22 protein-coding genes and 3 pseudogenes are annotated in these 22,120 nt (G+C 65.9%); 12 read left to right on the top strand and 13 right to left on the bottom strand.

The features are described from left to right. Positions 1–31: 31 nt before the first annotated feature. Positions 32–1,174, top strand: a complete 1,143-nt coding sequence (locus NL1_RS10930; protein WP_245673183.1) for a UDP-N-acetylglucosamine--N-acetylmuramyl-(pentapeptide) pyrophosphoryl-undecaprenol N-acetylglucosamine transferase — start codon at positions 32–34, stop codon at positions 1,172–1,174. 64 nt (positions 1,175–1,238) lie between these two features. On the opposite strand, the pseudogene NL1_RS40170 reads toward NL1_RS10930, so the two are convergent. Then, positions 1,239–1,430: pseudogene (locus NL1_RS40170) on the bottom strand (hypothetical protein); the annotation flags it as partial. 218 nt (positions 1,431–1,648) lie between these two features. On the opposite strand from NL1_RS40170, the gene NL1_RS36375 reads away from it, so the two are divergent. Then, complete coding sequence (locus NL1_RS36375) at positions 1,649–2,632, top strand: GNAT family N-acetyltransferase (protein ID WP_084510476.1); 984 nt, start codon at positions 1,649–1,651, stop codon at positions 2,630–2,632. Positions 2,633–2,793: 161 nt separating this feature from the next. Here NL1_RS36375 and NL1_RS38985 read toward each other — a convergent pair whose 3' ends face one another. The 3 genes from NL1_RS38985 to NL1_RS10905 form a co-directional block, all read right to left on the bottom strand. After that, a complete protein-coding gene (locus NL1_RS38985) occupies positions 2,794–3,027 on the bottom strand; it encodes a hypothetical protein (protein ID WP_067837369.1) in 234 nt (77 codons plus the stop codon). A gap of 246 nt (positions 3,028–3,273) precedes the next feature. Further along, a complete protein-coding gene (locus NL1_RS38980) occupies positions 3,274–3,648 on the bottom strand; it encodes a class I tRNA ligase family protein (protein WP_281180812.1) in 375 nt (124 codons plus the stop codon). Between the two features lie 101 nt (positions 3,649–3,749). Continuing rightward, positions 3,750–4,466, bottom strand: a complete 717-nt coding sequence (locus NL1_RS10905) for a peptidase E (protein WP_067837426.1) — start codon at positions 4,464–4,466, stop codon at positions 3,750–3,752. Between the two features lie 346 nt (positions 4,467–4,812). Between NL1_RS10905 and NL1_RS10900 the strand changes: the two genes are divergently transcribed. From NL1_RS10900 to NL1_RS10895, 3 genes and pseudogenes are all read left to right on the top strand, one after another. Continuing rightward, a complete protein-coding gene (locus NL1_RS10900; RefSeq protein WP_067837363.1) occupies positions 4,813–5,343 on the top strand; it encodes a tetratricopeptide repeat protein in 531 nt (176 codons plus the stop codon). 313 nt (positions 5,344–5,656) lie between these two features. After that, positions 5,657–5,773: pseudogene (locus NL1_RS40165) on the top strand (NUDIX domain-containing protein); the annotation flags it as partial. Positions 5,774–5,875: 102 nt separating this feature from the next. Beyond that, positions 5,876–6,757 carry a PfkB family carbohydrate kinase gene (locus tag NL1_RS10895; protein WP_067837359.1) on the top strand — a complete coding sequence of 294 codons (882 nt, stop codon included), beginning with the start codon at positions 5,876–5,878 and terminating at the stop codon, positions 6,755–6,757. Here NL1_RS10895 and NL1_RS10890 read toward each other — a convergent pair. Next, positions 6,738–7,412, bottom strand: a complete 675-nt coding sequence (locus NL1_RS10890) for a nucleoside/nucleotide kinase family protein (protein ID WP_067837356.1) — start codon at positions 7,410–7,412, stop codon at positions 6,738–6,740. The genes NL1_RS10895 and NL1_RS10890 overlap by 20 nt on opposite strands. Before the next feature lie 225 nt (positions 7,413–7,637). Then, complete coding sequence (locus tag NL1_RS10885) at positions 7,638–8,072, bottom strand: NUDIX hydrolase (RefSeq protein WP_067837354.1); 435 nt, start codon at positions 8,070–8,072, stop codon at positions 7,638–7,640. Between the two features lie 420 nt (positions 8,073–8,492). Between NL1_RS10885 and NL1_RS10880 the strand changes: the two genes are divergently transcribed. The 4 genes and pseudogenes from NL1_RS10880 to NL1_RS40160 form a co-directional block, all read left to right on the top strand. Beyond that, the gene (locus NL1_RS10880) at positions 8,493–9,641 is read left to right on the top strand and encodes a helix-turn-helix domain-containing protein (RefSeq protein WP_067837351.1); all 1,149 of its coding nucleotides are present in this window, start codon (positions 8,493–8,495) and stop codon (positions 9,639–9,641) included. Between the two features lie 154 nt (positions 9,642–9,795). Further along, on the top strand, positions 9,796–9,957 hold the full coding sequence (locus NL1_RS37455; RefSeq protein WP_156094794.1) for a DegT/DnrJ/EryC1/StrS family aminotransferase: 162 nt from the start codon (positions 9,796–9,798) through the stop codon (positions 9,955–9,957). Between the two features lie 15 nt (positions 9,958–9,972). Next, positions 9,973–10,413, top strand: a complete 441-nt coding sequence (locus tag NL1_RS10875; RefSeq protein ID WP_067837348.1) for an NUDIX hydrolase — start codon at positions 9,973–9,975, stop codon at positions 10,411–10,413. A gap of 39 nt (positions 10,414–10,452) precedes the next feature. Further along, positions 10,453–10,674, top strand: a pseudogene (locus tag NL1_RS40160) (type II toxin-antitoxin system ParD family antitoxin); the annotation flags it as partial. 69 nt (positions 10,675–10,743) lie between these two features. On the opposite strand, the gene NL1_RS39360 reads toward NL1_RS40160, so the two are convergent. Continuing rightward, positions 10,744–11,394, bottom strand: coding sequence for a hypothetical protein (locus tag NL1_RS39360; RefSeq protein ID WP_245673182.1), 651 nt, complete (start codon positions 11,392–11,394; stop codon positions 10,744–10,746). A 174-nt stretch (positions 11,395–11,568) separates the two neighbouring features. On the opposite strand from NL1_RS39360, the gene NL1_RS10865 reads away from it, so the two are divergent. Beyond that, a complete protein-coding gene (locus NL1_RS10865; RefSeq protein ID WP_067837343.1) occupies positions 11,569–12,630 on the top strand; it encodes a dTDP-glucose 4,6-dehydratase in 1,062 nt (353 codons plus the stop codon). Positions 12,631–12,668: 38 nt separating this feature from the next. On the opposite strand, the gene NL1_RS10860 is transcribed toward NL1_RS10865, so the two are convergent. From NL1_RS10860 to NL1_RS10845, 4 genes are read right to left on the bottom strand one after another with little or no spacing between them, the layout of a single operon-like run. Next, complete coding sequence (locus tag NL1_RS10860) at positions 12,669–14,276, bottom strand: carbamoyltransferase family protein (RefSeq protein ID WP_067837340.1); 1,608 nt, start codon at positions 14,274–14,276, stop codon at positions 12,669–12,671. 6 nt (positions 14,277–14,282) lie between these two features. Beyond that, on the bottom strand, positions 14,283–15,227 hold the full coding sequence (locus NL1_RS10855; protein WP_067837338.1) for an NAD-dependent epimerase/dehydratase family protein: 945 nt from the start codon (positions 15,225–15,227) through the stop codon (positions 14,283–14,285). Positions 15,228–15,240: 13 nt separating this feature from the next. Next, positions 15,241–16,344, bottom strand: coding sequence for a DegT/DnrJ/EryC1/StrS family aminotransferase (locus NL1_RS10850; RefSeq protein WP_067837335.1), 1,104 nt, complete (start codon positions 16,342–16,344; stop codon positions 15,241–15,243). After that, complete coding sequence (locus NL1_RS10845) at positions 16,341–17,528, bottom strand: NAD(P)/FAD-dependent oxidoreductase (RefSeq protein WP_067837333.1); 1,188 nt, start codon at positions 17,526–17,528, stop codon at positions 16,341–16,343. Before NL1_RS10845 ends, NL1_RS10850 begins: the two co-directional genes overlap by 4 nt. A 219-nt stretch (positions 17,529–17,747) precedes the next feature. On the opposite strand from NL1_RS10845, the gene NL1_RS10840 reads away from it, so the two are divergent. Together NL1_RS10840 and NL1_RS10835 are read left to right on the top strand one after the other, a co-directional pair. Then, positions 17,748–18,710 (top strand): hypothetical protein, encoded by a 963-nt coding sequence (locus NL1_RS10840; RefSeq protein ID WP_067837330.1) that lies wholly within the window; start codon positions 17,748–17,750, stop codon positions 18,708–18,710. Further along, the gene (locus tag NL1_RS10835) at positions 18,697–19,878 is read left to right on the top strand and encodes a hypothetical protein (protein ID WP_067837328.1); all 1,182 of its coding nucleotides are present in this window, start codon (positions 18,697–18,699) and stop codon (positions 19,876–19,878) included. Before NL1_RS10840 ends, NL1_RS10835 begins: the two co-directional genes overlap by 14 nt. A 4-nt stretch (positions 19,879–19,882) precedes the next feature. Here the strand turns inward: NL1_RS10835 and NL1_RS10830 are convergent, their stop codons facing one another. Together NL1_RS10830 and NL1_RS10825 are read right to left on the bottom strand one after the other, a co-directional pair. Continuing rightward, positions 19,883–20,485, bottom strand: a complete 603-nt coding sequence (locus NL1_RS10830; protein ID WP_067837326.1) for a hypothetical protein — start codon at positions 20,483–20,485, stop codon at positions 19,883–19,885. Between the two features lie 47 nt (positions 20,486–20,532). Further along, positions 20,533–22,101 carry an ISL3 family transposase gene (locus NL1_RS10825; protein ID WP_245673181.1) on the bottom strand — a complete coding sequence of 523 codons (1,569 nt, stop codon included), beginning with the start codon at positions 22,099–22,101 and terminating at the stop codon, positions 20,533–20,535. Between the last annotated feature and the right edge of the window lie 19 nt (positions 22,102–22,120).

The raw sequence follows: 22,120 nt of genomic DNA, 5'->3' as shown, positions 1-22,120 counted from the left end.
GATCACGGGCGTGACTGACGAGCTTCGGGTCGTGCTCACCGGCGGCGGAACCGGTGGTCATGTGTTTCCTGCGCTGGCAGTGGCACGCCAGCTGCGTGAGCTGGCCGGTCCTGTCGAGTTGTTGTGGATTGGTCAGGCTGGGTCGCTCGAGCAGCGAACCGCCGAAGCTGAAGGTATTGAGTTTGCTTCGGTGCAGGTGGGCAAGCTTCGCCGTGACCGTAATCCGCTGGCCATTCTCAATCGCGCGAACCTCACCGATCTCGGTCGTGTCCCGGTGGGTGCGGTGCAGGCTGTGCGGGCGGTGGCTGGGTTCAAACCCGATGTGGTGCTGGCCACCGGTGGGTTCGTAGCGCTGCCGGTGGGCCTGGCGGCACGGCTACTGCGCGTCTCGCTGGTCGTGCACGAACAGACGGTCGGTCTTGGGCTGGCGAACCGAGTATTGGCCAAGGGCGCGGCCAGGATCGCGTTAACCGCCGAAGCCAGCATCACGCTCCTGAGCCCGCGTCTACGCGCTCGCGCGATCGTCACCGGAAACCCGGTGCGCGCGTCGATTCTCGGCGGGGACCCCGCACGGGCGCGAACACAGCTCGGGACTGGGTTCGATCCGGGTTTGCCGACGGTCTATGTCACCGGCGGCGCCCAAGGCTCGCAGGAGATCAACAGCGTGGTCGCCGAGTTGCTGCGGTGGCTGTTGGCTCGCGCCAACATGATTCATCAGGCCGGGCCCTCCAACGTAGAGGCACTAGCGGTGGCCGCTGCTGGCCTGCCCGCCGAGCTGGCCGCCCGCTATCACCTGTGCGGGTTCGTCTCGGGTGATCTGGTGGCCGATGTACTGGCGTTGGCCGATGTGGTGATCAGCCGCAGCGGCGCGGGAACCCTCGCCGAGCTGACCGCGGTCGGCCGGGCTGCGGTGCTGTTGCCGTTGGCGTCCTCGGCCGGGGGCGAGCAGGCCAAGGCGGCCAGGCTGCTGTCGGAGGCGGGTGCAGCGGTCGCGGTGAGCGAGGGGATCACAACGGAGGCAGTGCGCGCTGCGGTAGAGCCGCTGCTGGCTGATCCCGTTCGGCGGGAGACGATTGCGGCGCGGGCGCGCAAGCTTGGTCGTCCGGACGCCGCGGTGGCGCTGACCGAGGTGGTAGCCCAGGCCGCAGGAGCGGTTCCTGCGGCCCAGCGCTGACCCGGCAGGGGAGGTGGAGTTCCTCAAGGTGTTCATGGCGGACTGCGGTGTTGGGTGGTTCGTTTGCTTCGGCCATTCCACCGGGAAGGTCCCAGTCGGGTTTGTAGGCGGGATCGACGAGCAGGATGGAGTGGTCATGATCGAGGGTGAGGGCGTCGGCGCCGACTCGCTTACGGGGCTGGCGTGCATTGCCTTCGGCGAGGTACTGCTGCCAGGCGTCTGGGTCGCGCGGATGGAGCGGCCCGGCGTGGCTCATGAGTTGGTCGCCGATCGGTGCATCAAGGCCCTTTCGTGGAGCACCTCGGTGAGGTGATCCCGAATTGTCTCACCGTGTTCGTGCGGTAGCGCTGCAGCCGGCAGGTCCAGCTCGTGGTGTTGGCAGGTGAAGTAGGTGCGAGCGAATGGTGGCGGCGCCGTTGGAGGGCCAGGCGATAATGCGTTGCGCTGCTGAGCGGCGCTGGCCAGGCTCAGGCGATGAGGGTATACAGGGCGGCTGCCGATGATTGGCAGCTCGTGCGGGCTGTGCGGTTGGAAGCGTTGCGGGAAGCCCGGGTCGGTGTCTTCGGTTCGGGGTTCGAGGTCGCCTCGGCGTGGAGCGAGGGGCAGTGGCGGGGCTGGATGGACCGGCAGGTGCTGTTCGTCGCCGAGGCAAACGATGCGCTAATCGGTTCGGCCGGCGGGCTCCTCGACAACGGGCAGCCCTCTCTGGTGTCGCTGTGGGTCCATCCCAGCGCCCGCGGCACCGGTGTCTCGGATGCACTCGTCGGCGCCGTCGTCGACTGGGCGCGCGCAGGCACGCATCGTCAGCTGCACCTGTGGGTCGTTGAGGGCAATCAACCTGCTCGTGTGCTGTACACCCGTCTCGGGTTCACCGAGACCGGTCGACGCAGGCAAGCACTAGACGACCCCGGCACCACCGAGATCGAGATGTCGCTGCCACTGATCTCCGGCACCAGCAGCCCGGCGGGTTTCCGGCTGCGGGTGCTCGGGCCGGGCGACGAGGAGCAGTTTCTGTCGGTCCGCCAGCGCCTGCACGCCGACTGCTTCACCTTCGCCAAGGACTACGACGGCCCCTGGGCTGCCTACCTGGATCGGCTCGACAGGGCTCGCCGCGGCATCGACCTCGATCCCGGTGCGGTGGCCAGCACGTTCCTGATGGCCGAGGACACGTCGGGGCAGATCATCGGCAGCAGCGATATCCGTCACGAGCTCACCGAGCAGTTGCTGCACTGGGGCGGCCATATCGGCTACGTCGTCGTCCCCGACCGACGCAGACAAGGAGTCGCCACCGAGATCCTGCGCCAGACACTGCCCCTGGCAAAGGATCTCGGCATCAGCCGCGCCCGGATGACCTGCCGTGCTGAGAATCTCGCCTCCCGCCGCGTCATCACCGCCTGCGGCGGTGAACTCGACGCGATCACCAGCGACGGAATCTGCCAGTACTGGCTTCCAACCTGAAGATTGCCGGGCGGTGGATGACCGAAGAGATGTGGCGCTTAGAGGGTGCGCGCTATGTGGATGTCGAACCGCGGGGCGAAGCTTTCGCCGACCCCGGGATCGCTGCGGGCACGGCCCGCAGCGATCCGGCTTCGCGGGCTATAGCGAGACGCCTTGTCGGTCTATGACATTGGCAGAGCGTCGAGCTGGTGTTGGATCCTTTCGATGTCGCGGTGGGCGCTGCGCTCTCGAGTACGGATGCCGTCGATGACGTTTGCGGGTGCTTTGGCCAGGAACTGGTCGTTGCCCAGCTTCTTTGTTGCGCCGTCGAGCTCCTTTTGCGCCGCCGCGAGGTCCTTTTCCAACCGTCGCCGTTCGGCGTCGACGTCGATCGCTTGCGTCAGGTCCAGGCTCACCCGACCTTCACCCAGAGGCAATGTCGCGGTGGCCGTGAAAGTTTGGGTAGCTGGTTCCAGCCGCAGCAGGTGCCGGATTGCGGCCTCATGTTTTCCGAGGGCGGTGGACAGTTCGAGTTCGGCTGGGACGGACTTGGTTGTGGGCAGACCTTGGTCGGAGCGGAAACGTCGAACCTCGGTAACGAGGTTCTGCAGTCCGGTGATTTCGGTTTCGGCCGCCGGATCGTGGTAGCCGCCGCTGGTGGGTCAGGTTGCGATGACGAGGGACTCCCGGCCGGTGAGTGTGGTCCACAGCTTCTCGGTCACGAACGGCACGATGGGGTGCAGCAGTCGTCCGGCGCTGGGCGAGTTGGAGGTGTTCGCCGCTCCGGCGTTGGCGACCGGGGAGAACGTGACCTCGTTGCTGGAGTGCAGTCGCAACAGCGTGTCAAGGACGTGGCCGAGGACACGACGTGCCGAGTCCGCCGCGGCGTCCCCGGCGTAGGTCGCCTTGGACAGTTCGAGATACCCGTCGAACACCTCGTCCCACGCGAAGTGGTACAGCAGGTCGGCGATCGTGGCGAACTGGTAGTCCTCGAAGAGGGCATCGGAGTCGGCCATGACGGTGTCGAGCCGCGACAGGATCCAGCGATCCGCTGTGGTGAGGGCTTCTGGTTGAGGCAGCGGGCCGTTGGCAATGGCACGGCCGCAACGATGTCGGAGCTGTAATCCGGCCGCCAGGACTAACGTCTGAGCTGATCGACCACCAGGGCATCTTCCACGATCTCGCCGTCCAGCCCGCGTGAGACCTTGTACGCGCCAGCACCTTTCCGATCACTGACCGCAGCCACGAGTTCGGTGCCCGAGAAATGCAGTCCGGCACCAGCATCGGTAGCGTACCCGATCGAAACGGGCCCAGAGGCGAGGTACTCGTGGAACTGCTCGCGGCGATCGCGGTGGTGCACTGCATTGGCGAACGGGAGGAATCCCAGGCCGTTATCGAACGGTTGAACCTCGCCGTAGGAGTCGGTAGTTCCGGCCTGGAACCAGCACAACGAACCTGCTGATTCACCGCCCAGGACAACACCGCGCTCCCAGCAGTCCCGCAGAATCCGGTCGAGGCCGTGCGCGCGCCACACCGCGAGCAGATTGACCACGCTCCCCCGGTCGATCCAGACGACATCCTGGTTGTTGAGGTGCTCGGATAGGTCAGAGATGTTCGGTTTGTCGAACAAGCTGACGTGGCTGGTGGCGACACCGCTGGTTGCGAAGGCGGCATGGAACGCTTCGATGCTCGTCGGTCGGTCACCAGTACCCGTGGAAAGGAAGCACAAGCGGGGCCGCGACGCCACCCTCGCCAGTTCGAAGGCGTACTGGAAGATCGGGGAAGGCTGCCAGGGGGCGCGAGCCCGGTTGAATCCCATCGAAGTTGCCAAGATCGTGGGGCCATCCGCGGGCATGTTGTCCACCTACTGTCGTGCGAGCGAAGTCGGAATAGCCGGTTCAGGCAGGCTATCAACTCCGACGTGCTCCTCGATCTCGTCCGAACACACCGACCGCGGCGAGGACACCTCGACCGGCCTGACTTCGGGCGCGGCGGCTGGAGGTTGTCGATCACCCCCATACCGGCCGGGTCGCGGTCGCGGGCGCTCAGAACTAGGGCCTCGATCCGTTTGTAGGAAGAACGCTTCCAGCAACGCCTGGCGGGTGGGAAAGCGCCGGGCAGCCCGCAGTACGCCAGGAACCTCGACATTCCACGCCGAAAAGCTCTGAGCAAATCGCCTTTCCGATCGTACCGTGGACAGGGTGAGCATCGTCTCGGACTACGAGCAGCTGATCGCCGACCAGACTCGCGTACTGGGGGCTGACCATCGTGACACCCTGACCAGCCTGCGCCGCCTGGCCGAATTCCAGTTCGACTGCCGCGATTTCGCCGGCGCGGCCGCCAGCTACGAGCAACTACACGCCGCCCGAGTACGCAGTCTCGGTACCGATCACGAGGAAACGCTGATCATGCTTTCCAACCTGGCCACCTCCCGCGCCATGATCGGTGATTACACCGCAGCCATCGCCGATTACCAGCAGGTGTACGACGGGCGAGCACGTGTGCTCGGACCCGACAACCCGGACACATTGCGAACACTGGACATGCTGGCCGATACCCGGGCATCCGCCGGAGACCACGAAGGCGCCGCCGCCGACTTCCAGCAACTGCTCGACACGCGCAACCGACTGCTCGGCCCGGAGCACGAGGAGACCCTGCGGACCCGCGGTGACCTTATCCACCAACAGAGCCAGCTGATCACAGCTCAACAGCAGACGCCAGACAAGAAGTAGACAATTAGCCTGTCCGGAACACCGTGAGGCCCGATTGTACGGTCGGTACTCGACCCGCTGACCTGCCGTACGACAGATCACCCGGGTAGACGATAGGTCAGATTCTGAACATCAGCTTTAGGTAGGCTTTCGGACGGCCGCAGGGCATCACCGTGACATGGCCTGGGGACGGGATACGATCGTCCTGGAACAGGCTCACGCTTCGGTACAACACCAAATTCTTCGATAGTGTGCCCTTCCGCCGCTCTGCTGGCCGAAGGCTGCGCCGAGATCGACCGCCCCGGCTCCACCGGCACGAGAGCGCGGCAGAAAGTGGATCTATCTACCCGGCGGGCACGTCGAACCGGGTGAAGCGGTCGAGACTGCACTTATCCGGGAGATCGCGGACAACTTGGGACCAGCGCCACGATCGTTGGCCTGGCCGGTGTGATCGGCCGAGAGTTCGTGGCCGTCATCAGCGTGCGCACCTACTCCGACCAGACCGCCTACCTCGAACACCTGCTGATCAATTGACACGAAGGAGAGACATCCGGTGACCGCAGCACTGTTCGTAGGTCTGGCCACCCTCGACATCGCCTACGCCGTCGACCACTATCCCGGCGAGGACACCAAAACCCAAGCCCAAGACCAGTTCCTGGGCGCCGGTGGACCAGCCGCCAACGCTGCTGTCGCCTACGCGATCGTCTCCGGCCAGGAGCCGACGCTGATCACCGCCCTTGGCCGTCACCAGCTCGCCGACCTCGTACGTAATGACTTGACCAGCCACCGCGTCACCGTCGTCGACGCAACACCCGACACCGTCGACCGACCGCCGGTGTCCTCCATCGTGGTCGCGCTGGAAGCGCAGTCCCGCACCGTCGTCGGGCTCGACGCCGCCCGGATCCACGCCCCATTCGCTACCGAGTTCACACAGTACGTCGACCAGGCGTCTGTGGTGCTCGTCGACGGCCACCATCCCGATCTCGCGATCGGCGTCGCACGTTATGCCACCAGGATCGGGGTGCCGGTCGTCCTTGATGCAGGCCGATGGAAGCCGGTCCATGACCAGCTCCTACCGCTTGTCGATGTCGCGATCTGCTCGTCCGCCTTCGCACCGCCCGGCTTCGACGGTGACAGTGCAGCGCTGCTGGATCACCTGCGAGCGGCCGGGCCGAAGCATGCGGCCGTGACACGCGGACCGGAACCGATTCTGTACACCGCGGACGGCCGACACGGCGCCATCGACGTCACCCCGGTCACCCGCGCCGATACCCTCGGCGCCGGCGATATCCTCCACGGCGCGTTCTGCGACGACTACGGCCACAGCCGTGACTTCGTCGGTGCCCTCACACGCGGCTCCGAGATTGCCACGCTGTCGTGCCAATCTTTCGGCACCCGCCACTGGGCCGAGAGCGTCAGCGAACTTCGCAGATGAGGTAGCTCCCGGACGTTGCGCGCAGAACGACACCGGCGCGGTCGCGAGTGTGCGCAATCAACCGGGCGTTGGGCATATCGCTGTCAGCGATCTTGGACTGCGCCTGCTCGATGGTCTTGCCCCCGAGCAGATGCCGATCGGTCAGCCGCTGCTCGATCACACCTTCCTCGGCATCGAGGTACCACACCTCATCCAGATGGCTGCGGACCTCTGCCCATCCAGGATCGTCGAGCAGCAGGTAGTTCCCCTCAACCACCGCAATCCGCTCATCAGTGAAAGTGATTGCGTCCGGGACCGGATCATGCAGTTCGCGGTCATAGATCGGCCAGCCCACACGCGCGCCGAGCGGTGATTCGCGCAGCAACTTCAGCCGGTTGACGAACCCGGCCACATCGAAGGTGTCGGGCTCACCCTTGCGGTGCCGTGCGCCGACAGCGTCCAACTCGGCCGAAGTCCTGTGAAACCCGTCCATCGGAGCGATCTCCGCTCCAATCCCGCATGCGGTGGTAATGAACGCAGCCAGATTCTGCGACAGCGTCGACTTGCCCGCCGCCGGTGGACCGGCGATGCCCAAGACATAGCGGCGCTCACCGGGGACGCGCGCCGACACCCACACCGCGAGCTCGGTCACGGAGACTACGCTACCTGCACGCATCACGGAATCCTTTGCACGCGAGCCGAATCAGTGGTGCAACCACGGTACCAACCGCGCGCCTCGCACCGGCGTTGCGCAGAATGGCGTTCACTGCGGGTGGTCGGCGCCACCGATGAGCGCGAGGTGGGAGCGAACCGTTGCAGCGGTGAACGTGATGCCGCGGCTGTGCTGGTTGTCCCCGTTCACAGGGCTCACTCCCAACTGGAATCGGTGGCTTGGTCTGGCTCAGTCGGCGAGGCGACCGAGCAGAGCGCCCTGTCCCGATTGCAGGACGTGGGCGGCTTCGAGCGGAATCCAGAAGCATTCGAACCGTGTCGGCGCCGCCTCGCCGTCGTGGTCTTCCTGGCTTGCCCACCGGTCCGGCGCGTCCTGGCACAACTCCAGCTCGAAGAAGTGCCGTTGCTGGATCTCGAACCGATAGGGGCTGATGTCGTACTCGGCTTCTCCGAGCTTGCGTACGACCTTGAAGTCCGACAACCCGGTCTCCTCCCGCGCTTCGCGCAGCGCCGCATCCTCGGGCGTTTCCCCGGCGCGAACGCTGCCGGCGGGCACCTGGATCCCGACTTCCTCCCACGAGTAGTCGGTGTGCCGGAACACCAGCAGCTTGCCGTCGCGAACGACGTAGACCAGTACCTTCTCCTTGACGACCTTCTCGGGCACCAGGCGCAGTCCTTTCTGCGGATCATGAGATCAAGATGGCGCGGAATGAACGAGCTGAGAGACCGAGCGCAGCCCCCGACGGGACGTACGGCCGTCTCCAGCCAGGCAGTCTGGTAGCGGACCCAATGTGTTCACCCTGACGCCACGCTACCGGCGCTATCGTCAAATAGACTGCGTTCCAGATGTTTTCGCAATGGTGACGAGACGTTGCGGGGGTCACCGGGACATCAAGACCCATTTCATCGAACAAACCGTTCCAATTCGCTAGCAGGTGAGAAGCACCCGCCGTCGGGGGCGAGGAGGGCACCGCATCATTTCGACGGCGGGACTGAAAGCAACGCTATGCGGAGATGTTTCGCGGATAGAACACTTCGGCGTCTACAAACGTCCACAGCTGGCTTAAGCCGTTAGGCTGGTCGTGTGGCCGCCAGCAGCGAATCCGACGGCACCATCTCGGGTGCACAGCTTCGTGCAGCTCGCGAAGAGGCGGGCCTGAGCTTGTCTGCGATGGCTGCGCGCACCCACTACAGCAAGGCACTGCTAGGCATGCTGGAGACCGGGCAGCGGACAGTCAGATCCGAGCACGTCAGCGCCTATTCGCAGGCCTTGGACGTGAGCGTCCCAATCCTGACCGAACCGGTTGGCGATCCTGTGCGAATCGCGCACGGATGGCTTGTCGCGGACACACCTTCGGTAGCGCATTCCGCGGCGGGACGAATGATCGGCGCGGGACTGGCTGTTCAGCTCGAGGAGCGCGTTATCGAGTTGCGTCGCCTCGATGACGCGATCAGCGGACGAGAGCTGTTCCCGGTGGTGTCCAAGGAACTCGCTGACGCCCAAATGGTGGTCCGCGAGTGCAGCTATACCGACGAGGTTGGACGCCGATTGCTGAGCACGGTCGGAGAGCTGGCACAGCTTGCCGGTTGGGTCACCTCCGATGCGGGCCACTATGCCGAGGCGCAACGTATCTACCTCGAAGGCCACCATGCGGCAGCGACTGCTGACAACCAGCCGCTCGCGGGCCAGTTGCTCTCCAGCCTCGCCTACCAGTTGGCCAACATCGGTAGGCCCGCCGATGCGGTGCTGCTGGCCCGGTCGGCGGTGGTCGGCAGCAAGAACGCATCTCCCGCCGCCAAGGCGTTGCTGCTGGAAAGGGTCGCCTGGGCAAGCGCCAAGGCAGGCGATGAGGACACGACGCGGCGCGCGCTCGACGCCGTGGACGACGCGTTCGAATCTTGCTCACGTGGTGGTTCCGAACCGGATTGGGTGTACTGGTTGAACCGCAACGAAATCGAGGTGATGGCAGGCCGTTGCTTCGTCGAACTGGGCGATCCCACGCGGGCCGAGGAGCTGCTTTCCCCTGCCATAGACCGGTACCCAAGCCACCTTGTGCGCGAAGTGGCACTGTATCGAACCTGGCTGGCCGAAGCCCACGCCCGCACCGGTGACCTCGACGCCGCGCGGCACATACTGGCTCGACTCAGCAGCGACATCGGATCGGCCAGGCTCGCGCGTCGTGTCGGTGAAGTGCGCCAGCTCGTCGCTGCTTCCGCAGGCAAGCGCAGCTAGTGGTCGACGGTTCCCGCTCGCTGGGCGTGCATTTGGGGATAGGCTTCACGTTCATCCTCGTGCACGTCACAGGCCATGAATTGCGATAGCGCCTCACGCACAGTGTCGGTGCGGCGCGCCCACAATCAGTATCGTCCACTCGGGAGCGACACCTGTGTTCGCTGACGTCGATCCCGAGACGCTGATGGTGACGCCGATCGCCCGGACGGTGTCCGACCGAATCCTCAGCCTGCCGCTCTACCCCGCGATGACCGACACCGACCTCGACGACGTCGCGGCGGCGGCCCGCAAGATCGCCACCGCCTACCAGCGCTGAAAGGACAACCGCCTCATGGCGAAAAAGGAAGGCACGCAGATCATCCTGGCCAACCCGCACCACCAGGTGCTGCTGTATCTGCGCGACGACAAGCCAGAGATCCTCTACCCCAACATGTGGAGCCTGCTCGGCGGGATGATCGAGCCAGAAGAGACCCCGCTCGAATGCATCGTCCGCGAAATCACCGAAGAGCTCCACTGGACCACGACCGGGTTCGGTATCCAGCTCGACCCGACCACGGTGACGCACCTGTGCACGCGCGACCTCGACTTCGGCATCGAGCACACCTTCACTGCAGCCGTCGATTTCGACCTCGACGACATCACCCTCACCGAGGGCCAAGATCTGCGATGGTTCACCGCTGACAACGTGGCAACCACCGAGCTGGCCTACGCCGACAACGCGATTCTCGGAACCTTCTTCGGGTCGCTCGAGATAGCTCCAACAAGCTACTGAATCGGTCCCATCACCTTGATCCGGCGGGAGGGCGAGCAGATGAATTGTTCGAGAGTGGCGCGGCAGATGCCCTCTACGAGAAGCTGGTCGCGGCTTATGGGCCCCGACTTCAGCATCGACGACTTCCGGCCGGATCCGGACGCCGCTCCGATGGAACCACCGCCGCCGATGATGCAGGAGAACGCCGAACAGCTGCTGCGCGACGCTCTGACCGACGGCGAGAACAGCGGCGATCCGACACCGTTCGATTTCGACGCTTTCCTTTGGCCGCGAGCAAGACCAGACCGACGAGCAATAGCCAGCATCGGCACCGCATGTGGTGGGGGGGTCTCAGCGATAGGGGGCGTCGGCGGCTTGCACGTGGGCGGCCACGATTGCGGCCAGGGTTTCCGGCTCGGTGTCGCGGAAGGTCAGTTCGATGGCTTGTTTGTCCACGTCGACGCGGATCAGTCCCGAGCCCCAAACCGAGGCGTTGTCGACGGATCCGACGATGCCATCGACGTCGGGAAGATAGAGGTCGTGCCGGTCAGTGAGCGGATCGCGCGCCCACGACGCCCGCATATGCAGCGGCTCGTCTTCACTGATCGGTTCGAATCCGAACGGTCCGCGCTCGAACCCCTCCCCGGTGAGAACGTCATCGATCGCAGCGATGGCAGCGGCGAGCTGTTCGTAGCTGGCAGGGTGCAGATCGAACCACGGTTGCCGCGACCGACGGTCGCCACGAAAGTTGCGGTCTCGCATGGCTATCAGCACCCCATCCGGAACCGACACCGGCTGCGTACGCACGAATGCCACCGCGCGACGCCGATCGCCCGCACCCGCTAGTTCGCTGTGTCCCGCGGATCGTTCCTTGCTGCTCTGATCGCGGCTCGAGGCGGCAGAGGACCTCTTGGAGGAGTTCACATGCATGCTGTTCTGCGGTAGGGCGAGTCGTGCAGGCACCTCGGTCAATTCCTCCTGGACCGGGGTCGAGGTAGGCATGCTGGCAGCATGTCACGGCCGCGAGCGAGCGGCCCACGGCAGCGCGGCGGACGGCGTGGTCGAGGCCGACTCCAGCGCGGCGGCTGCTGGTCCCCCGTCCACGACATCGACGCAAGGACCTGAGGTCGCCGCGCGGATTCGCCCCCGTGCGCGGGTCCGCTAGGCTCGCCAGTCATGGCCGTCTACCTCGTCACCGGCGCCGCAGGTTTCATCGGCGCGAACTACGTGCATTTCCTGCTCGAGCGGGAACCGGATGCGCAGGTGGTGGCGGTGGACTACATCGGGTTCGCCGGGAACATGGCCAACCTGGATCCGGTGATCGACCGGATCAGCTTCGAAAAGGCCGATATCGCCGACCTCGAGGTGATGGAGGCGATCTACCGGCGGTATCAGCCGGACTACGTCGTGAATTTCGCGGCCGAGTCCCACAACGACCGCGCAATCCTGGGGCCGTCGGCGTTCATGCGCTCCAACGCCCTCGGGGCGCAGGTGATGGCCGAGTGCAGTCGTCTGGTGCCGGTGCGCTCGCACGTGCATGTGTCGACGATCGAGGTGTACGGGGAGCTGCCGCCCGGGGACAAGTGGTTCACCGAGCGCAGCCCGCTCAACGCCAAGACCCCGTACTCGGCGGCGAAGGCCGCCGGTGATCAGATGGTGCGCGCCTACATGGCGACCTACCCGCGATTGAACATTCGGTTGACTCACTGCGCCAACAACTTCGGCCCGTACCAGTTGCCGGAGAAGCTGATCCCCCTGGCGGTGACGAACGTGCTGCGGGGCCGCAAGATCCCCGTCTACGGCGACGGGTTGCAGAGCCGGGACTGGCTGCACGTGCTCGACCACTGCGATGCGGTGCATCAGGTGCTGCACGCGGAGCTGGGCGAGATCCCGAAGGCGGCGGCGACCGACCCCGGCTTGCTGCCGATCTTCGACATCTCGGCACGCCACGAAGTCACAAACCTCGATATCGCCCGCATGGTGGTGACCGAACTGGGGCTGGATCCAGCCGAGTGGATCACCCACATCGAGGACCGCCCGAATCACGACCGCCGCTACGTGATCAACCCCGAGAAACTCGAAACCGAGCTCGGGTGGCAGCCGATGCGACAGTTCGAACCGGAGATCGCCGAGACCGTCCGCTGGTACCGCGACAACCGCGACTGGTGGGAACGCATCCTCGCAGACAAAGGTGAACTCGGGTTCGACTGGAGCCAGCACCCCACCGAAGCCCGATAACCCCGCGTTCTATCCTGCGTCGGCTTCCGCGCAGCGGCTCAGGGCTTCTTGGTGATGACGTGGTGGCCGATCACCGCGGCGTCGGCGGGTGAGGAGAACAGGAACGCCACAGCCTGTTCGGGTGCGGCGATGATCGGCTCCCACCCGGAATTCAGGGATGTGTTCAGCACCGCCGGTGTCCCGGTGAGCTGGTGGAAACCCTCGATCAGACGGCGGTAGAGCCCGGTCTCCGAATTCACGGTGTGAGGGCGGCTGGTGCCGTCGACGTGGGTGGCCGCGACGATCGGAGCATTGTTGGCAGTTGGCAGGGTGAAGGACATGAACGGCGCATCGATCCGCCGTCCGAACAGGTCAGGGATGTATTCCGAGAGCACCGACGGGCCGAAGGGGCGGAACTGCTCACGCCGTTTGATCATGTTGACCCGGCGACGCATCTCGACGGTGGACGGATCGGCCAGCAGTGAGCGCGCGCCGAGCGCGCGGGGCCCGAACTCCATGCGGCCCTGGAACCAGGCCACGATCTGCTGCTGAGCGAGCAGTTCGGCTGCGGTGGCGGCAGGGTCGTCGGTGCGCCGAAATTCGATCCCGCACGTGGTGAGCATCGACCCGATCCGATCCTCGCCCCAAGACGGGCCGAACTGAGTGTGGGTCAGCCGTCGGGGCCGGAACCCATGACCTGCGGCGACGACGAGAGCAGCACCGAGCGCGGTCCCGGCGTCACCGCAGGCGGGCGCGACGTAGATGTCGGTGAACCGGCCGGATGCGGCGAGCTTTCCGGCGAGCACGGAGTTCTCCGCGACGCCACCGGCCAGGCACAGCCGAGTGTCGGTGGGAGCCCGGTGCCGGTCGACGAGCGCGGTGAAGGTGGTCTCGATGCTGGCTTGCACAGTCGCGGCCAGGTCCGCGTCCTCACGGTGCAGCCCACCGGGCAGTCTGCGCGGCGACAGCCCGGGGAGTTGATCGGCGGCGATCATCGGTAGCTGGTCGGTGTGAAACAAGGGGTGGCGGTGGAACACCTCGGTGTGCAGCCAGCTGGTGTCGATGTGCGGGCGTCCGGCGTCGCTGCCCAGCAGCACCGGATGCGTGCGGTCCGGGGTGCCGTGCGCGGCCAGCCCCATCACCTTGTATTCGTCGTGGTTGCTGCGCCCGCCCAGGTATTGGGTCATCGCGGCGGCGTACAGGCCGATCGAGTCCGGCCAGCCCACCGACTCAACCGGAATGATGGTCGTGTCGTGGCCGCGGAACACCGCGCAGCAGATCCCGTCTCCGGCCTGGTCGGCGGTGACGATCAGGGCGTCGTCGAACCCCGAGGGCAGATACGCCGACGCGGCGTGGGAGAGGTGGTGATCGACGTACTCCACCGGCGGTGCGTGCCCGAACTGGTACCACAGATAGGCGACGAAGCGGTCCTCGAAGCCGCGCCAAGTGGCACGCGGGAACGCGACCACGTTCACCTCGTGGATGCTGATTCCACCTGCGGCGAGGACGAAGCGGATGGCGTGGTCGGGCATCAACCCGACCGCATGCTTGTAGCGCACGAACCGTTCTTCTTCGGCGGCGGCGATGATTTCGCCGTCGCGGATCAACACCGCCGCCGCGTCGTGATCGGCGCGCCCGAGTGTGCCGTGAACTCCCAGGATGTACACCGCGAATCACCCAACCCGGCCGGTGTGCTGCTGGTAGGCGGTGATCGTCGCGTCCAGCCCCTCGGCCAGGCCGATCGACGGCGACCAGCCGAATACCGTGCGGGCTTTGGCTGCGGTGGTGATCTGGCGGGGCGGATCACCGCGGCGGGCGGGCACGAAGTCGATGTCGGTGGCCGGGCGGCCGACCTTGGCGAGGACGTGGCTGACCAGGCTGAGCACGGTCCACTCCTGCCCGGTGCCGATGTTGAATATCTCGCCGTGCACGTCACGGTCGGTGAGTGCGGCCGCGACGAGCAGTTCGCAGACGTCGTCGACGTGGATCCAGTCCCGTCGCGCCGACCCGTCCCCGACGATGCTGATCCGCTGCCCGGCCAAGGCACGGGTGATCGCGACAGGCACCAGCCAGCCGGGTTGCTGGTCGGGGCCGTAGATGGTGACCGGCCGGAACACGACCACCGGAAGACCCTCACTGGCATGGAATGCCGCCAGGTATGCCTCGAACGCTGCCTTCGCGGCTGAGTAGATGGTGGTTGGGCGGACGGGGTCGGTTTCGACCAGGTCATCGGAGTCGTTGACGCCGTAGATGTCGGAACTGGACATGAACAGCAGCCGCCCGATCCTTGCGTCAGCCAGGGCGCGCAGGTAACCGATCGGGTCATCACCGACCCCGTCTTGCGGGCGGTCGGCGGTGTTGACCTCGGCGGCCAGGTGGATCACCAGATCCCCGGCACCCACGATCCGCGCCGCGACCCCCGGCGCATAGATGGAGCTCTGCTCGAAGCACACGCGTTCGTCGGCAAGGATCCGTGGCGGGATCTTCTGCACCCCGTACTGGAGCGGGTCGACGAGCACCGCCTTCTCGTACTGCTCGAAGGCGGGATCTCGGCGGATGCGGCGCAGCAGGTTGACTCCAATGAATCCGGATGCACCCGCGATCACGATGTTGGCCAATGGATTTCACTCCTCACATGATGGATTGGATGCTGGTCGTGACGGCGTCGATGACCCGGCCGACGGTGCCGATTTCCATGCCCCGCCACAGCGGCAGGCAGATATGGCGGGCGGCGAAGTCGTCGGCTGCCGGGAAGCTGTCGCCGATGTTCAAGTCGGCGAACACTGGCTGGGCATGTAGCGGCGCCTCGTACACCCCGCGCGCCAGCTCGACTCCCTGTTCGGCGGCCACACACCGCAGCCGCTGCCGGTCGATGCCGGGGTCGAGCAGCGCCACACATTTGTGGCCGCTGACCTGCGAGCCTTCCCTGACGGTGGGGAAGGTCAGGCCGTGCCCGTCCAGCTGGGCGGCATAGCGGTCGATGACCGTGCGGCGGGCGGCGATATCGCGGCCGAGGTGCTCGAGCTGTGCCCGACCGGTCGCGGCGCCGATCTCGGTCATCCGCCAGCTGTTGCCGGCCACGACGTGGCGGCCGTCGCGGGTTTTGCCTTGGTCCCGGTACATGCGGGCCATCCTGTTCAGGTCCGGGTCGTTCGTGGTGATCGCACCGCCCTCACCACCGGTGCTGACTACCTTGGTCGCGAAGAACGACCACGCCGCGGCATACCCGAATCCACCGGCCGGGGTCCCCGCCAGCTCGGAGCCGTGCGCGTGCGCGGCGTCCTCGATCAACGGCACCCCCACCCGCTCACACAGCCCGGCCAAGCGCGGCAGCTCCGGGCACAGATGGCCGCCGATGTGCACGACCACCACCGCGGCGACCGCCGGGGTGAGCCGCCGCTCGACATCGGCGACATCCGGGTACAGCCCCGAGTCATACAGCTGCACCCGCGCCCCCGCATGCACGGCTGCGGCGGCGGTCGCGTAGTTCGTGTTCGCCGGGACCAGCACTACGCGGTCGCGGACATCCAGGGCGCGGAAGATGATCTCCAATGCCGTCGACCCGGAGTTGACCGCGATCGCATTCCGGGAGCCGGCCATGTCGGCGACGGCGGCTTCGAACTCTTCGGTGTGCTCGCCGAGGACCAGCCTCCCGGACCGCAAGATCTGCTCGACAGCCGCCAGGACCGTAGCGATCTCGTCGTCGGGCAGCGCGGCGGTGAAGGGTGGGATCATCGCACCTGCACCTCCTGGTGCGCCGCCCAGGGAGACGCCGCGACCAGTTCGGCGACACCGTCACTGGGTGGCCGACGCTGGGCGGGCAAGGCCAGGGGCGGTGTGATGCCGGTCATTCGGGCCGTGACATCGCGGGATGCATGCAGCGACAGGGTCATCTTGCCCGGCAGCAGGGTCCACAACCCGGTGATGCCTTCCTGCGCCGAATGGTCGACGACCGCGTAGTTCGGTGCCGTGCCCCACTGATCTCGTTGCGCCCCTGTGTGTTCGGTTTTCGAGCACACCCAGGCCACCCCGCCGCCATGGTCGATCGAACCCGGAACCAGCCAATCCGCCAGCTCACCGTCCAATGCAGCAGCTTCGGCGGCCGGGACGGGCCAGCGGCCCGGCCGATCCACCCACCGCTGCACTCCGCCGTAGCGCGAGGCCAGCACCGTTCCCGCCGCCGCGGCCGGGGCCAGCGCCGGCCACCCGAACTCCAACCCGACGATCGGGCGCCGCAGTTGCCCGGGATAGGCCATCATCATCTCCAGCCGCGAACGCAGCTGGCCGCCGATCACCGACCCGGACTCCTCCAGCAGCTGCTTGGCGCCGATTCCCGCGCACACCACGACATTCGAGGTACAGATGCTGCCCTGGGCGGTGTCGACCGCCTGGACTACACCGTTCTCGACGACGATGCGCTGCGCACCTGAGGCGACAGCAATCTCTACGCCCAAGGCAAGGCAGCGCCTGGCGAGCTCGGCCAGCAGCGCGTGGGTGTCGATCACCAGCTCACCGACCGCGCACGCCTGCACATCGCGGCCCTCGTCACGGACGAGTTCGCGAATCTCCCGGGTGTCGACGTTTCGGTGGACGATGTCGTGGCGCCGCCACAGCGTTCTGTAGGTGTACAGGGTCTGCGAATGCGCTACATACCAGCAGGATTCGGTGGCGACCAGGCACTCGGGGAACGACGATTGATAGGCCAGTTGCGCCTGCTTGCAGGCGGTGACGATCTCGGGGTGCCAGCGTGCGTAGAGCGCGCCGGAGTGGATCATGCCGTGGTTGCTGGTTGTCGCCCCGGAGCCGAGCAGGCCGCGTTCGAGCAGCACCACCCGCCAGCCGGCAGCGGCGAGGCGAGTGGCGGTCATCAGCCCCGCGATCCCACCGCCTGCGACGACGCATCCGACCGTGCGTGTCATCTTCGATCACCTTCCTGCGTGTAAACTCCTGCCGCACAGCGTGTTTCGACGCCGAATTGTGTCGACGGCTCGGATTTGGTTGTGCGGGCGAGAAGATACTGTGGCGACTACTCTGCCTACGACGGGCCGCCACGAAATAGCCTCTGGCACATCACTACCGTCACACCGGTGCGCTCCTGGCGGCATACTTGGGGCCGGAACCGCGGAAGGGGGATCACGGTGGAATGGACGGGTTTGGAAGCCATCGCGCTCAAGACCGCCACCCGACGATCAATACGCGAGTTCGCCGCCGACCTCGGCGTCGGCCACAACACGGTCACCAAGTGGAGCCAGCGGGGCGCAGCCATTACCCTGCGGCCACTCAACCAGCGGGTGCTCGACGAAGCCTTCGCGCGTGCTGACGACGCAGCGAAGGCGCGCTTCGCCGAGATTCTGCGTCAGGCTCGAGCCGGGCAAACGGTCCCATCACCGCCGCGAAGGCTAGACGGATCCGACATGTTCGGCATCGACGCCACATCCCCATCGCTGGCACGTCGTGGCGGTAGGCCCATGCCCCAGCTCGCTGTCACCAGGGAAGTCGACAGTTCTGAGCTGACTGGACTGGAAGCGTTAGCGGGCCATGTCGTCGATCTCGATCTGCGCATCGATCTGCAGATCAGCGACGATGGCGCGGCGCGGGTGCTCTACTGCTACGAGACGGTGAACCTCACCGACCGCCCGCTGACGCGGATGTCACGCGAGTTGTGGTTCGAGTACACCGCCGGTGGACTGAGAATCGAACCGCTGACGTCGAGCTCCCGGCAGGTCGCGATTCAGCGCATCCACGACACCCCGAATCTGGCCAAGTTCGCCTGCCAAATCTCGCCATCGATCAAGCCAGGTGAGGCCGCCAGGATCGGATACTGTTGCGTAGGTGGTCGTTTCGTCGATGCCCTGTACTGGCGGCAGTCGATCTACCGTCATACCCGACGACTGAGCATTCACCTGCGTCACGCGGGGGCCGGGAGGATGCTGAGCTGCTCGGCGACCGAGGAACACCCCGACGGCGCGGAGAACTCCGCGGCTGAAGGCTTGATCTGGGATCACGACGGCCGCGACGTCGTCGCTACCCTCACCCGTGACCACCTTCGCCCGAATCAGTCGGTCACCTTGCATTGGGAGGTTACGCGTGAGCACCCGTGACGCCGTCGAGGCAGCTATTCGGGCATGGAACCAGCACGAGATCGACCGAGGTGCACCCGCGGTCATCGACTTCGACTTCCACCCACGTGCAACCCGACACCACGATCCCGCCGATCGCCTCACCACCTTCCGGCGACTCACTCAACTGCGCGAGGACACCACCGAACCCGCCGTCCTCCAGCGCATCAACGCCGACCTGGCCTATCTGCGGGCACTCATGGGCGAACGAGCTGCGCTCGATGACTACATCCGTGTGACCCAGGGATGCCCCGCGAACGGCTGGCCACCCGACTACATCACCGCCCGAGGCGAGATCGCCCGCGAATGCCTCGACCGTCTCGGGGTTGCATGGGGCGCGAACACCATGGCCGATCTCGCCGCAGCCGAAGGCCCTCTGCATGCGGCCGACGCACCCGATGCCATCCGCGACGCCGCCATCGAATACGAGGCCGCCGTCCGCGCCGCCACCGGCTCGTCTGCACCCTACGACCTCACCATCGAAACCGCCGACATCGACGCCTACTGGGCCTACTGGCTCGACGGCGCCGGTGACCGCGTCCGGCTTCGCCTCAACATCCGCAACGCCAGCTACACCAAAGTCCAAGCCCGCCAGTTCGCACTGCACGAAGTTCTCGGCCACGGCCTCCAAAGCGCCAGCATCGCCGCCCGCTGCTCCACCGAGGACGTCCCGTGGGTGAGACTGCTGTCCGTGCATGGCCCCCAACAGGTATTGCTCGAAGGCTGGGCCCAAGCCATGCCTCTGTTCATCACCCCCGACGACGAACAACTCATCACCCGAGTGCGTCTGGACCACTACACCCAACTCGTGCGCGCCGAACTCCACCTCACCCTCAACGCCGGCGCACCAATCGAGGACTGCGCCGCGCGCGCTCACGCACGCATTCCATGGTGGAGCGACAACCACATCGCCGACATCCTCACCGACCGCAGCACAAACCCGCAGCTACGCAGCTACATGTGGGCATACTCAGCAGGCATCGACTGGTTCACCCACCTCGCCACTGCCGCACCCACCACCATCGAAACGGTCCTGCACAACGCCTACCGCAGCCCACTCACCCCCACCGAGCTCCAACAACTCTGGCCGCACGGCCCCACCATCGGGGGGCCAGAATCCCTCACCGCAGTGCGATTCCCATCGCCGTAATCTGTCAGCTCCACTCGTCGTGGCTACCGAAAGGCTGCGACCAGCGCGCGAGTTCGGCAGCGGTGAGCGTGATTTGGTGGTCGGCGACCGAGGTGAGGGCACGGCGGGCGGCGCCGAGTGCGGTGTAGGCGCTGGCTTGTGCGAGAAAGCCCGGATGCGTGGGAATCGGGACCAGGCCGCAGCTTCGCCAGTAGCCCGACAGTCGGCGAGTAGCCCGCTGACCGGCGAGGCTGGTGGGGTCGGCATCGTCGGGGGTTGGGGATAGCACGATCAGTCCGTCGTGGGAGGACAGCATCCGGTAGGCGATCTCGGTGAGCATCCAGGCTCCGAGCTGATGGCCCCGTAGCGGCGGAACCACTTCGGCGTGCAGGACCACGACAACATAGTTGATCGGTGTCGCGTCGAATTCCTGCACGTCGTCATCGAGCCAGTCGCCGTCGAAGCCTGGGGAGAATTCCTCGGCGGTTTGGGAGTAGGAGTCGAGCACGTTGTCGGCGACGAGTTCCTGGCCGAGTCGGATGGTGAGGAAGTCGATGCAGCCGACACATACTCGTGCGTCTTCGACTTCAGCGGTGGCTTTGTTCGCGATCTCTGGGTTCTGGCTCACTTTCCGTGACGAAAGGTGTTGTGCCGCTGGGCCACAGGTCTGCATTGTCACCGTTGCGCGGCAGTGAGAAGGACACGTTTGCGAAGCAGTGCAAGGCCAGCCCTGCCGAACATCTGCCTTTTGATCATTTTGATGTGGTTGACCCGGCCCTCGACCGGACCGGAGTTCCAGCGCATGGTCAGACCGGCGCTGACGGCGTTCAGGTCGGACTCGAGCCCGTTGGCGAAGGAGCTCAGACCGGGCAGGTCATCGGCCCGGACGGCCGTAATCCATGCGGGCAAAAGTTGGCCTTGCAACATAGTGAGCATTTCACCGAACGCACGGACGTGCACGGCAGCGGCTCGAAGCTCTGGGCACTGATCCAGCACGGCTTTCAACCGTGACCGATCGTCCTCGGTGAGCTTGTCGGGGTGGCAGGTGAGCCACCTGGTGAACTGTCGGACAGTCGGTGGCGATGCGGCGATGAGGCCTGGTCTGGTGCGGCGTTGTTCCAGATAGGCGCGCACCCGGCCGTAGCTGCCAGGATAGCCCAGTTCGGCGATCTCACGGTAGAGCTGTAAAGCGTTGGAGCAGCCCGATTCCCAGCGTTGATCCAGGTAGGGTTTGAATGGGTCGAGTTTGCTGGGACGCGGGCCTTTCCATTTGCCATCGACCAATTCCTGCCATGTGGCGGCGTGGGCGTAGCGCTGCACTGTGCGCTGACCCCAGCCCAGGCCGCGAGCGATGCCGCGGATGCTATGTCCCTGCCTGAGTAGATCGTGCACTTTCGCGTGGTGTCTTTGCGCGCGCTGGGCGAACCTGCCGACAGGCTCTTCGCTGGAAGGCTGAGAGATTGTCGAGTCGGCCGGCACAGGCTCGGTGGCGCGCAGGCAGTCGCGGTGGCGAGCCACGCAACGCTCGACGGCCTTGCCCACGTTCTGCCAGAGGTGAAACCTGTCCGCGACCTGCACCGCGTCGGGAGCGCCAATGCGAACTCCCTCCGCGTACGACCCGGAGCGGTCTCGGCATACAACTTCCACCCCGGGGTGGGTGTCCAGCCAATTCGCCAGAGTCTGGGCGTCCCTGCCTGGCAACAACTCCACAGGTGCGCCCGTCTCACAGTCGATCAACACGGTGCCGTAGTTCTGGCCGCGCAGCAACGCGAAGTCGTCCACCCCCAACACCCGAGGCGTTTGCGCCGCAGGATCGGGCAACGCCGCAAGCAGCCGCAGCAGAGTAGACCGGCCGACCGGCGCATGGATCTTGGCGGCCAGCCGCGCACCTGCCCGGCCCGCCAACGCGACCGCGATACCCTCCAGCATCGCCCGCAGTAGCGGCGTTCGGCGCCCGTGCCGGACCGTCACCCCCTCGACCTGCTCCGCGAAAGTCCTTACACCGCAAGATGGTTGATCGCAAAACCAGCGCCGTACCCGCAGCCGCACCACCAACAGCCGTCCACCCACCGGCGCGTCGGCCAGACAGCGTTCATACCGGCTGTGCACCCTGGACGCGGCGTGCCCGCAACGAACGCAGGCCACAGACGCCGCCCGCGCGGACGCCCGGATGCACACCACCCCACCGGCCTCTGCAACCTCCTCAACAGCCACCCCTGCCAGATGCGGCAACAGAACAGCCACCAAATCAAGATCAGAACAC

The sequence above is a fragment of the Nocardia lijiangensis NBRC 108240 genome, assembly GCF_001613045.1.
Lineage (GTDB): Bacteria > Actinomycetota > Actinomycetes > Mycobacteriales > Mycobacteriaceae > Nocardia > Nocardia lijiangensis.
The sequence above is the reverse complement of the archived record's forward strand: the minus strand, read 5'-3'. Positions and strand labels throughout refer to the sequence as shown.